2 protein-coding genes are annotated in these 13,035 nt (G+C 71.0%); both read right to left on the reverse strand.

The window, feature by feature from the left end:
* Positions 1-1,011 (reverse strand): guanitoxin biosynthesis L-enduracididine beta-hydroxylase GntD, encoded by a 1,011-nt coding sequence (gntD, locus tag ORI60_RS01985; RefSeq protein ID WP_266033294.1) that lies wholly within the window; start codon positions 1,009-1,011, stop codon positions 1-3.
* A 12-nt stretch (positions 1,012-1,023) separates the two neighbouring features.
* Positions 1,024-12,819 carry a non-ribosomal peptide synthetase gene (locus tag ORI60_RS01990; protein WP_266033297.1) on the reverse strand — a complete coding sequence of 3,932 codons (11,796 nt, stop codon included), beginning with the start codon at positions 12,817-12,819 and terminating at the stop codon, positions 1,024-1,026.
* Positions 12,820-13,035 lie beyond the last annotated feature (216 nt).

Raw genomic sequence — 13,035 nt, forward strand, 5'->3', positions numbered from 1 at the left:
TCAGATCAGGCGGGCGGTCGCCGAGGCGCGACGCTCGTGGGACTTGCGCAGGTCGGTCGTGATGCTGACCCGCTTGAGCCAGCGGTCCGTGCCGTCGTAGCGCGCCTGGAACGCCTGCCTGCCGTGCGCGAGGCGGTGGTTGTTGATGATGAGGACGTCACCCGGCTCCAGGGCGACGTCCAGGCAGGACGCCTCCAGCAGGTCGCTGACCGCCTGCAGGGCCTCGCGCGCGGCGGGGTCCGCGGGCGTCTCCATGAAGTACGGGTCGATGCGGATGTACGGGTGCTCGCGCGATCCGTAAAGGACGGCGACGCGGTTGTCGTCGGCCTTCATCTGGTCGATCTCCGAGAACTCGGCGTCGACGCCCTTGGTCTCGTTGTGCTTGGCCAGGTGCGAGTCGTCCGGCCGGATCAGGAAGTTCGGCTCGTGCAGGAGCTCGAGGTGCTTGGCGTCGAGCGACCGCAGGTCGGGCTCGGAGACGATCGTCGCGACCCCGTCGGGGTTGCGCAGGCACTCCAGCAGCAGGTAGTCGGCGCGCCACGGGTGGAACGCGTCCTCGGTGTGCAGCGTGAGCGTGTCGGTGCTGCCGATCCCCATCTGCTCGGTCTCGAAGCCCTTGATGGGGAAGATGTCGTGCACGAGCCGGGCGTCCTGCTGGGTCTTCCAGCCGAACGGCTCACCGAGCAGGGAGCCGTGCAGCAGCAGGAGGATCTCCTCGGCGAACTCCGGGGTCGGCGTCGGCCGGCCACGCCAGTGCTGCGGCGTCGGGCCGATGCGCGAGTCGTCGATGTTGTGACCGCGGACGACGGCGTAGCCCAGCTCGTCCTCCAGCGCGAAGTCGCGCAGGAAGCGGCGCTGGCCCACGGGCAGTTCGGCGGCGAGCAGCGGCAGGTCGCGCAGCAGCTGCTCGTCCGCCGGGCCCGAGTACTCCTTGGCGATGCGCAGTGTCAGGTTCTCGGCCTCGGCGGCTTCTTCGGCCGACAGGGCGTAGATCCGCTTGGATGTGGACAAGGACTGCTCCCCCTAATTCCGGTTCAGGTGTGCGATCAGGGCCTCTGCGGCTTCCCGGAAGCGGGATGCGACCCGTCGCACGGTCTCGGTGCGGTGCAGGTTGGTGCTGTGGTGCCATTCGACGAGGAGCTCTCCCTCGCCGGTGCGCTCGATCTCGAGGTGCAGCGCGTACGGACGCAGTCCGCGGCTGGTGCTCTCGCCGCACAGGTCACCCGGTAGTTCGTCGACGATGAGGCCCCTGACCTCGTCGTCGTTCACGGAGTCCGTTCCGCCCGTGAAGTTGATGTTGATCTGACGGTCCGGCGCGGCACGGAGGCGGAGCACCTCCGGGTCTTCGGCCGTCAGGTGGCGCAACGCGCCGTAGCCGACTCCGTGCCGTGGCACGGCTTTCAGGCTTTCGCTCACCGCGGCGACGACTCCGGCGGCGTCGCCCAGGTCGTCGTGCCGGAGCACCACCGGGTGCACCGAGGTGAACCAGCCGACCGTGCGGGACAGGTCCGTGCCCGGTGCCAGGCTTTCGCGGCCGTGGTGTTCGAGGTCGACGACGACGGTGCCGGTGCCGGCCCACTCCCCCAGCGTCTGCAGCAGCGCGGCCAGGACCACGTCGAGGACCTTCGCGTTCGGCAGCCCCGCGGCGCCGACGGTGACCTCCTCGACGGCGGCGGAGTCCTCGGTGTTGGCCCCCGTCGCGTCGACCGGCAGCGTGAAGCCGGTCTCCACCCGCTCAAGCCAGTACGGCAGCTCGTCGCGGACCTCGGCGCTGTCCGCGAAGGCCGTGACGGACTCGGCCCACCTCCGGAACGACGTGGTCTTCGCCCCGAGGGGTTCGCCCCGGTAGGCCGAGTCGAGGTCCTCCAGCAGGATGTTCCAGGAGACGCCGTCGACCACCAGGTGGTGCACGACGAGGCCGAGCAACGCGGGCTCGTCGCCGCGGTCGAACAGAACTGCGGCCACGAGAGGGCCGTTCGCGAGGTCCAGCGAACGTTGCAGCGCGTCCATGTGCTCCCGGACATCGCCCTGGACGACCCTGAACGCCGCGGCCTCGCCCGGCTCGGCGACGTGCTGCCGCCAGCCGTCGGGCCCGTGGTGCAGGCGGGTGCGCAGGGCGTCGTGGTGGGTCACCAGCGCGTCGAGCGCGGCGGAAAACCTGCCGGCGTCGACGTCCGGCGCGAGCTCGAAGAGCCCCGACCAGTTCCAGTGGTTCCGGTCGTCGATGGCGGCCTTGGTGAACCACCGCTGGATGGGCGTCAGCGGCACGGGTCCGGTGACCGGGCCCTCCTCGACCAGCACGGGGGCGGTGGCCACGGCGGCCAGCTCGGCGACCGTCTGGTGCGTGAACAGGTCGGCGACCGCGAGGCCGAGGCCCGCGGCACGCGCCCGTGCCACGACCTGGAGGCAGGCGATCGAGTCGCCGCCCAGGTCGAAGAAGTTGTCGTGCACGCCGACGCGGTCGGCACCCAGCAGCTTCGTCCAGATGCCCGCCAGCGCTCGTTCCGCGTCGGTGCGCGGGGCGAGGTACGCGCCCTCCGACTCCGGTGCCGCCGGTTCCGGCAGTGCACGGCGGTCGAGCTTGCCGTTGGGCGTCAGGGGCAGCGCGTCGAGTTCGACGAACGCCGACGGCACCAGGTGGTCGGGCAGCCGCTCGCGCAGGAACGCGCGCAGTTCTGCCGTGCCCGTGCTCGTGACCACGTAGGCGACGAGGCGCTTCCCGGTTCCGGACGACGTGGCCACGACAGCCGCGGCCCGCACGTCCTCGTGCGTGCCCAGCAGCGCCTCGACCTCGCCGGGCTCGACCCGGAAGCCCCGGATCTTGACCTGCTCGTCGGCCCTGCCGAGGAACTCCAGCATGCCGTCGGAGCGCCAGCGAGCGCGGTCACCGGTGCGGTACAGGCGTTCCCCGGATCCCGTGGGGTCGGGGACGAACCGCTCCGCCGTGAGATCCGCGCGGCCGACGTAGCCGCGGGCCACACCAGGGCCGCCGACGAACAGCTCGCCCGCCACGCCCGCCGGCACGATCTGCAGCCACGGGTCGAGGACCAGGGCCCGCATGCCCGCGAACGGCCTGCCGATGGGCACCTGCGCGCCGATGTCGCCGAGGGTGTGGATCGTGCATGTCATGGTGGTCTCGGTGGGCCCGTAGGCGTTCACGATGCGCAGGTCCGGACGGCGTTCGCGGGCCGTGCGGGCGTGCTGGGCCTGCAGGGCGTCACCGCCGACCACGAGCAGGCGCAGGCCGTCGAGGACGTCGGGCGAGGTCTCGACCAGCTGGTGGAAGAGGCCGGTGGTGAGCAGGGAGGCCGTGATGCCGTTCTCGCGCAGGAACTTCCCGACGTCCATCCGTTCGGCGATGTCCGCGGGGCCGACGACGAGGGTGGCGCCGTTGAGCAGCGCCAGCCAGATCTCGAACGCTCCGGTGTCGAAGCCGATGCCGGCGAGGTGTGAGACGACGTCACCGGGTCCGACCCGCACGGCGGGATCGGTGCACACCCTGGCCACGCCCTCGTGGGTCAGTGACACGCCCTTGGGCACGCCTGTCGAACCCGAGGTGAACAGCACGTACAGCTCGCTGCCAGCACCCCCGACGACCGGCAGGGACCCCTTGGCCTCGGGCAGGTCGAGCACGGTCGCGTCGAGCACGCGCACCCGAGGGATGTCGAGAGGCCACTCCCCTGCCGTGACGACGACTCCGACCCCGGCCGTGCCGATCATCTGGGCGAGCCGGGCGGTGCCCTGCGCCGGGTCGAGCGGGACGTAGCTGCCTCCGGCGCCGATCACACCGAGCATGGCGATGATCAGCTCAGGGCCGCGGTCGAGGTGGAGTCCGACCCTGGTGCCCGTGCCGACGCCGTTGGCGCGCAACCACTCGGCGACACCCGCGGCCCTGCGGTCGAGCTGGGCGTAGGTGAGGTCGGTGCCGCCGCGCAAAGCAGGACGGTCCGGATGCGCCGCGACCTGCCGGCCGAACAGCTCGGCCAGGTGGGCCGACGGCATCTGGCGGGCCTCGGACGAGCTCCACCCGAGCACCTCAGCGCGCTGGGCGGCGTCGAGCAGGGCGATCTCCCGCACGGGCGTGCCGGGCCGCGCGGCGACCGTGACGAGGATGCGTTCGAGCTGGTCCAGCAGCGCCTCGACGGTGGCGTCGTCGAACGCGCCGGTGGAGTACTCGCACAACAGGGCCAGCTGACCGTCGACGTCGACGACGAGCTTCAGCGGATAGCGTCCCTGCTCCAGCAACGCGGGCGAGTCGAACTCGTCGGCGTCGTCACCGTCACCGTCGTCGAACCCGCCGGGCAGGTTCTGGACCGCGACGATGCTCTCGAACAGCCTCGGCACACCGGCCACCCGCTGGATGTCGACCAGCGGCGAGTGCTCGAACCGCTGCGCGGCGACCTGTCCGTCCTGGACGGTCCGCAGCCACCGGTCGAACGGGGTGCGGTCGCCGGGGACCTGGACCCGCACGGGCAGCGTGTTGATGAACAGTCCGACGATCGACTCGACACCGGCCAGCTCGGCGGGCCGCCCCGACACGGTGAGGCCGAAGACCACGTCGTCGTCACCGCTGTGCGCAGCCAGCAGCAACGCCCACGCGGCCTGCACGACGGCACTGATCGTGACGCGCTCGGTCCGTGCGAGCCCTTCCAGTGCCAGGGCCACGCTCTCGGGCAGTTCGCGGTGGCGCCTGCCCTGCTCCCAGTGCACACGGGTGGTGCGGTCGACCGGCAGTGCCGTGGGCGAGGTGAAGCCGTCGAGGTACTCGCGCCAGAACTCGTCGGCGGAGGGCTGTTCCTGAAGCCAGGCGATGTAGTCGCGGTAAGGACGCACCGGCGGCAGCGACCGCCCCCGGTAGGCCGCGAACACCTCGTCCCAGACCAGCGGGATGCTCCAGCCGTCGAGGTACAGGTGGTGGAACGTGAACACGACCCACTGGCGGTCGCCCCGGTCGGCCACGTACACCCGCAGCAACGGCGCCGTGGTGACGTCGAACCCGCGCCGCTGGTCGGCGTCGAGCAGCTCGTCCAGTGCGGCGGCGGGGTCGGCGACGGAGGTCCAGTCGAGCACCTCGAACGGCACGTCGACGCCGCCCACGACGACCTGCAGCGGTTCCTCGACGCCCTCCCACACGAACGCGCTGCGCAGCGCGGGATGGCGGCCGACGACGGTGCGCCAGGCTTCCCGCATGGCCGCCACGTCGAGCGGTCCGCGCAGCTCGCGCACGTCCTGCGCCCAGTACACGGCGGTGTCGGCGGGCGCCTCCAGGACGTGGAAGAGCATGCCCTGCTGCATCGGCGACAACGGGTACGCGTCCACCAGGTCCGGCACCCGTGCCCGCAGGGGCTCCAAGTCCGCCAACGGCTTCGCGGTGGCCTGCGAGACGGTGGCGACGCCCGTGTGGGCGGCGATCTGCCGGATGGTCTGGTGCGTGAAGATGTCGGCGATCTTCAGCTCCAGACCCGCTTCCCGGGCCCTGGCGACGATCTTGAGGCTGACGATCGAGTCGCCGCCCAGTTCGAAGTAGTTGTCGTGGACGCCGACTCGTTCGACCCCGAGCACCTCCGACCACACGGCGGCGAGGGCTTGTTCGACGTCGGTGGAGGGTGCCTCGTGGCTCGCGGAGTCCGGCGCCTCGGGCAGCGGCAGTGCGCGCTTGTCGAGCTTTCCGTTGCTGTTCAACGGCAACTCGTCGAGCGGCACGATCGCCGACGGCACCAGGAACTCGGGCAGCCGTTCACCGAGGAACGCCCGCAGGTCCGCCGGTTCGGCGGTGCTCACGACGTAGGCGACGAGGCGCTTGCCCTGCGGCAGCTCGCGCACGACGACAGCGGCGTTGGCGACGTCGGGGTGGCCGGCGAGCACGTGCTCGACCTCGCCCGGTTCCACCCGGAAGCCGCGGATCTTGACCTGGTCGTCGGTGCGGCCGACGAAGTCGACAGCGCCGTCCGCGCCCCACCGCACCAGGTCACCGGTGCGGTACAGGCGAGCGCCCGGCACGGACGGGTCGGGAACGAACCGCTCGGCGGTCAGGTCCGCTCGACCCGCATAGCCGCGGGCCAGACCGGTGCCGCCGATGTACAGCTCTCCGGGCACGCCGACCGGAGTCGGCTGGAGCCAGCGGTCCAGCACCGAGAAGCGCAAGCCGCGCAAGGCGTCGCCGATGGGCACTGTCGCCGGGCCGAGCCGGCCGGTGTGCATGTCGTGGAACGACGCGTACGCAGTGGACTCGGTCGGGCCGTACATGTTGTAGATCGCCACGGCCGGGTTCGCGTCGAGCACCTTGCGCGCCTGGACCGGAGACATGCCCTCGCCCCCGGCGAGGACCTTGCGGTGCCCGGAGAACACGCCGGGGTCGGTGTCCGCCAGCTGGTGGAACAGACCGGTGGTCATGAACGACAACGTGACGCCGTGTGCCGGGTAGAACGTGGCGACGTCCAGGCGTTCGGCGAGGTTCGCGGGAGCCACGGCGAGCGTCGCACCGTTCAGCAACGCGGTCCAGATCTCCCAGGTCGACGCGTCGAACGACACCGCGGCCATGTGCGCCACGACATCACCGGGGCGAGCGGCGACCGCCGGGTCGAGCACGACCCGCACGACACCTTCCTCGGTGACCTCGACGCCCTTCGGCACACCGGTCGAGCCCGACGTGAACATCGTGTAGACGAGCCGCTCGGGCAACGACGGCACCAGCCGGTCGTCGGGCTCCGCGGCGAGATCGGCCAGCTCGGCCACGCCGAGGATCGGCGCGTCCAGGGCGTAGTCGCCACGGGACACCACCAGCTCGACCCCGGCGGCCGTCTGCACGTCACGCAACCGACCGTGCGGCAACGCGGGATCAAGCGGAACGTACGTCCCACCCGCTTGCGTCACAGCGAGAATCGCGACCACGAGATCCACGGACCGCTCGAACCACAGCCCGACCCGCGTCTCCACACCGACACCAGCGGCACGCAGACCCGAATCCACTCGAGCTACCCGCTCACCCAGCTCGGCATAGGTCAGCTCGCGGTCACCGTCACGCACGGCGACTTCACCGGGGTAGCGGGCGACAGCGAGGCGGAACCGCTCGGCCAGCCCGATGAAGGGTTCGTCCACCGCGGGCCCCAGGCCCCAGCCGGTCACGGGCTCGGGAGTCACCTCGCGCACGGCGGCGGCAGGCCGGCGGGCGGCGGCGGTGAGCACCTCGGCCAGCTGACCGAGCAGGCGCTCCACAGTGGATGGATCGAACGCGCCGGTGGAGAAGTTGGCCTCGACCTTCAGCGTCGCCTCGAGGTCGACGGCGAGGATCATCGGGTAGTGCATCTGCTCGACCGAGTCGGTCGAGGCGAACAGCTCCCCTGGGTCCTCCTCACCCTCCTCCGGCGCCTCGCCCTGCGGGTAGTTGCCGAAGACGAGCATGCTGTCGAACAGGCCACCGGTGGCCACGCGCTGGATGTCGGCGAGCGGTGTGTGCTCGTGCCGCTGCACGGCGACCTGGTTCTCCTGCAGGTCTCCGAGCCAGTCCGCGAACGACCGCTCCCACGCCACCTCCACCCGCACCGGCAGGGTGTTGATGAACAGGCCGACGATCGACTCCACCCCGGGCAGGTCGGCCGGACGGCCGGACACGGTCAGGCCGAACACGACGTCGTCCTCGCCCGAGTAGGCCGACAGCAGCACGGCCCACGCCGCCTGCACGACCGTCGACAGGGTGATCCGCCGGTCGCGGGCCAGGGCGACGAGCGCCGTCGTGACGTCGCGGGGCAGCCCCAGTTCCCGGCGGTCCTGGGCCCAGTGCTCGCGCACCACCCGGTCGACCGGCAACGGCGTCGCCGAGTCGAACCCGGCGAGGTACTCGCGCCAGAACGCCTCGGCCTCGGCGGAGTCGCGCTGCGCCAGCCACGCGATGAAGTCCCGGTACGGCCGGACCGGCGGCAGCGGCTCGCCCTGGTAGGCGGCGGTGACCTCGTCCCACAGCAGCGGGATGCTCCAGCCGTCGGCGTAGAGGTGGTGGAAGGCCAGCAGGATCCAGTGGCGGCCGCGGCCCTGGGCGACGTGCACGCGCAGCAGTGGCGCGGTGGTGAGGTCGCACCCGCGAGCGCGGTCGTCGGCCAGCAGCTGCTCGACGGCGGCGTCGGGATCCGTGACGTCGGACCAGTCGTGCACCTCGAACGGCACCTCGACGTCACCCACGACGACCTGGAGCGGCTCGCGCACACCCGACCAGACGAAGCCGGTGCGCAGCGCGGGGTGCCGGTCGAGCACGAGCTGCCAGGCCGCGCGCATGGCGTCGACGTCGAGCTCGCCAGTCAGCTCCCGCACGTCCTGCGTCCAGTAGACGCCGCTGTCCGGTGACTCGACGGCGTGGAAGAGCATGCCCTGCTGCAACGGCGACAACGGGTAGGCGTCGGTCAGTCCGGGCGTCCCGGCGACCAGGGCGTCCACAGAGGACTGGTCGAGGGCGGCCAGCGGAACGTCGGACGGTGTCAGGCCGTGCGCGCCGGACCGGCAGTGGTCGACGATGCCGGCCAGCGCGGCCACGTAGGCCTCGGCGAGCTGTTCGACGGTCGAGCGCAGGTGGAGGTTGGTGCTGTACTGCAACTCCACGGCCAGTGTCCCGTCGGCGGCCTGGACGACCTCGACGCCGAGCACGTGCGAGCGCAGGCCGCCGTCCCCCTCGGCGGGACCGCACAGGTCCTCGGGCAGCTCGCGGGCGAACAGGCCCACGGCCTCGTCCTCCGCGGCGTCGACACCACCGAGGTAGTTGAAGACGACCGGGCGCGCCGGGGCGTCGCGGAGCTGCTCGTCCCGTTCGCGCAGCACGGTGTAGCCGACACCGCGGCGCGGCACGGCCCGCAGCTGCTCCTTGACGCTCTTGATGAGACCGGCGACGTCCTCGAGGTCGTCGTGGTGCAGGCCAACGGGGTGGATGGCGGTGAACCAGCCGACGGTGCGGCTGAGGTCGATGCCGTCGGCGATCGCCTCGCGGCCGTGGCTCTCCAGGTCGATGGCGGCGGCGCCGGTGCCGGTCCACCGCCCGAGGACCTGCAGCAGTGCGGCGAGGAGCAGTTCGTGGCCCTGGGTGCGGTAGGCGCGGTGGGCCTGGGTGAGCAGCACCGAGGTGCGGGCCGCGTCGAGGGTCACGCAAACGGACTCGGTCGAGTCCTCCGTGTTCGGACCGTCGAGGTCGGTCGGCACGGGCGTCGCCGTCCGGACGACTTCACGCCACCAGGGCAGCTCGTCCTGGGGGTCGAACGCCTCCAGCGCGGCGGCCCACTCCTGGTACGACGTGGTCTTCGGCGCCAGCGCGCCCGCGGAGTACGCGGTGTCGAGGTCTTCCAGCAGGACGTTCCAGGAGACCGCGTCCACGACGTAGTGGTGCGCGGTGAGGCCGAACCAAGCCGGCTTGTCGCCGCGGTCCACGTACACGGCACGCAGCAGCGGCCCGTCCGCGAGGCTCAGCGACGTCTGCGCCGTGGTCATGGCCGCGGTGACGGCCTCGTCCAGGGCCGTGCCGTCGAGGTCGGTCCTGAGCACGGTCAGGAGTTCGGCCGTCTCGGCGGGCGCGTTCTCCTGGGTGTCGCGGTTCAGGCGCAGGCGCAGGGCGTCGTGGTGGGCGACGACGGTGGCGAGCGCGGCCCGCATCGTGCCCGCGTCGGTTCCCTGTGCCAGCTCGAACATGCCGGACCAGTTGAAGTGGTCGCGGTGCGGCAGGTTCTCGCGGAGGAACCAGCTCTGGATGGGCGTGAAGGCCACAGGTCCGCTGACGGTGCCCTGGTCGGCCGAGCTGGGCTCGGACGTGCCGGCGCGGGCGGCGAGCTCGTGGACCGTCTGGTGGGTGAAGAGGTCGGCGATCTCCAGCCGCAGTCCCGCGGCACGGGACCGCGAGACGATCTGGAGGCTGACGATCGAGTCGCCACCCAGTTCGAAGAAGTTGTCGTGGACACCGACCCGTTCGACGCCGAGGACCTGCGACCACACCTCGGCGAGCGTGCGCTCGGCTTCGGTGCTGGGCGGTTCGTACGCGGTGGTGGTCTCGGGTGCGCCGGGGTCGGGCAGTGCGCGCACGTCGAGCTTTCCGTTGCTGTTCAACGGCAGCTCGTCGAGCGGCACGATCGCCGACGGCACCAGGAACTCCGGCAGCCGTCCGGCGAGGAAGCGCCTCAGTTCCGCCTGCTCGGCGGTGCTCACGACGTAGGCGATCAGGCGCTTGTCGTTCACGACCACGGCGGCGTTGGCGACGTCGGGGTGGCCGACGAGCACGTGCTCGACCTCGCCCGGTTCGACCCGGAAGCCGCGGATCTTGACCTGGTCGTCGGTGCGGCCGACGAAGTCGACCACGCCGTCCGCACCCCAGCGCACCAGGTCGCCGGTGCGGTACATCCGCGCACCCGGTACGTACGGGTCAGCGACGAAGCGTTCGGCGGCGAGGTCCGCACGACCCGCATAGCCGCGTGCCAAGCCCGTGCCGCCGATGTACAGCTCGCCGGGCACGCCGACAGGGGTCGGCTGGAGCCAGCGGTCCAGCACGTAGAAGCGCAGGCCCCGCAACGGGATGCCGATCGGGACCGACGACGGCCCGAGCCGTCCGGCGTGCATGTCGTGGAACGACGCGTACACGGTGGACTCGGTCGGGCCGTACATGTTGTAGATCGCCACGGCCGGGTTCGCGTCGAGCACCTTGCGCGCCTGGAGAGGCGACATCGCCTCGCCGCCGGCCAGCACCTTGCGATGGCCGGAGAACACGCCGGGATCGGTGTCCGCGAGCTGGTGGAACAGACCGGTGGTCATGAACGACAACGTCACGCCGTGCTCGGTGAAGAGCTTCGCGACGTCCAGCCGCTCGGCGAGGTTCGCGGACGCCACGGCGAGCGTCGCACCGCTCAGCAACGCGGTCCAGATCTCCCAGGTCGACGCGTCGAACGACACCGCGGCCATGTGCGCCACCACGTCACCGGGCACGGCGGTCACCGCCGGGTCGAGCACGACCCGCACAACGCCTTGCTCGGTGACCTCGACGCCCTTCGGCACACCGGTCGAGCCCGACGTGAACATCGTGTAGGCCAGGCGTTCGGGCGTGGCAACGATTTCCGGCCATGCGGGCGCCCCGGTCACCAGCTCGGTGAACTCGACCACGCGCGGACCGTCGAGTGCGTAGTCACCACGGGACACCACCAGCTCGACCCCGGCAGCTGTTTGCACGTCACGCAGACGGCCGTGCGGCAACGCGGGATCGAGTGGCACATACGTCCCACCTGCCTGCGTCACAGCGAGAACCGCCACCACGAGATCCACGGACCGCTCGAACCACAGCCCGACCCGCGTCTCCTCAGCGACACCAGCGGCACGCAAGCCCGACGCCACCCGCGCCACGAGCTCACCCAGCTCGGCATAGGTCAGCTCGCGGGCACCGTCACGCACGGCCGGACGGTCGCCGAACTCGCTGACAGCCGACCGGAACCGCTCGGCCAGGCCGGCGTACGGCTCGTCGAACGCGGGACCCGTGCCCCAGCCGGTCACCGGCGTCGGCGTCACCTCGCGAACGGGCCGGTCAGGTCCGGCCACCGCGGCGGCCAGGACGGCCTGCAGCTGGTCCAGCAGCCTGTCAACGGTGGCCTCGTCGAACGCACCGGTGGAGAACTCGGCCTCGATCTTGAGCGTGTCCTCCAGGTCGACCGCGAACGCGATCGGGTAGTTGACCTGCTCGACGGAGTCGAGGGCGCCGAAGCGGTCCTCGTCACCGTCGCCCTCCTCGTCCTCTTCGGACAGCAGCGCCTGCGGGTAGTTGCCGAACACCACGATGCTGTCGAAGACACCGCTGCCGCGGGGCAGGTCCGACCACCGCTTGATGTCCGAGAGCGCGGTGAACTCGTAGCGCTGCACCGCGACCTGGTTCGCCTGCAGCTCTCCCAGCCAGTCGGCGAAGGAGCGTTCCCACGACACCCGCACGCGCACGGGCAGCGTGTTGATGAAGACGCCCACCATCGACTCGACGCCGGGCAGGTCGGCGGGACGGCCGGACACGGTGAGGCCGTAGACGACCTCGTCGTCACCCGAGTAGGCGGACAGCAGGAGCACCCACGCCGCCTGGATCACCGTGGACGGCGTGACGCGCCTGTGCCGGGCGAGGTCCATGATCGAGGTGGTCAGGTCCTCCGGCAGTTCGGCGCGGCGGCGTCCCTGAGCCCAGTGCTCGCGGACCGAGCGGTCGACGGGCAACGCCGTCGGGGCGTCGAAGCCGGCCAGGTAGTCGCGCCAGAAGGCTTCGGCCTCCGCGCGGTCGCGCTTGCCCAGCCAGGCGATGAAGTCGCGGTAGGGCCGGACGGGCTCGAGATCGGGGGTCGTGCCGCGGCACAGGGCGTCGTAGGTGGCGCCGACCTCTTCGAGGACGACGGGCACGCTCCAGCCGTCGCACAGGCCGGAGTAGAGGGCCCACACCATCCGGTGGTGGCTGGTGCCGTCTTTGATGACGTGCACGCGCATCAGCGGCGGCTTGGTGAGGTCGAAGCCCTGGGCGCGGTCGCGGGCGAGCAGCTCGTCGAGCGCGGCCTGCTGGTCGGTCACGGCGGTCCAGTCGTGCACCTCGAAGGGCACCTGGAGATCACCCATGACGACCTGGAGCGGCTCGGGCACGCCCTCCCACACGAATCCGGTGCGCAGCACGGCGTGGCGGGCGACCACCAGCTCCCACGCGCGCCGCATGGCGTCGACGTCGAGCACCCCGTCGAACTCGTAGAGCCCTTGCGCCCAGTAGACGCCCTTGTCCGATTGCGCTTCCAGGACGTGGAACAGCATGCCCTGCTGAACAGGCGCCAGCGGATACATATCTTCGATCACAGATGAGCCCCTCCCCTGGCGTCATTTTTACACAATCTTCATTTACAGGGTCAAGCTATTCCCGACGAGCAGTCATAAGACATTCACATGAGGGTCATTCGCGGTGGCCATGATTAATTTAAAATGGCACGCCGAATAGAACCGTTCATCACCGTTCAATTCATTCCCCCAGATGCGCAGAACCCGGTGCGCTGTATGCCCCCGTGCTGGACCTGA

Source organism: Lentzea sp. NEAU-D7 (genome assembly GCF_026242055.1).
GTDB lineage: Bacteria > Actinomycetota > Actinomycetes > Mycobacteriales > Pseudonocardiaceae > Lentzea.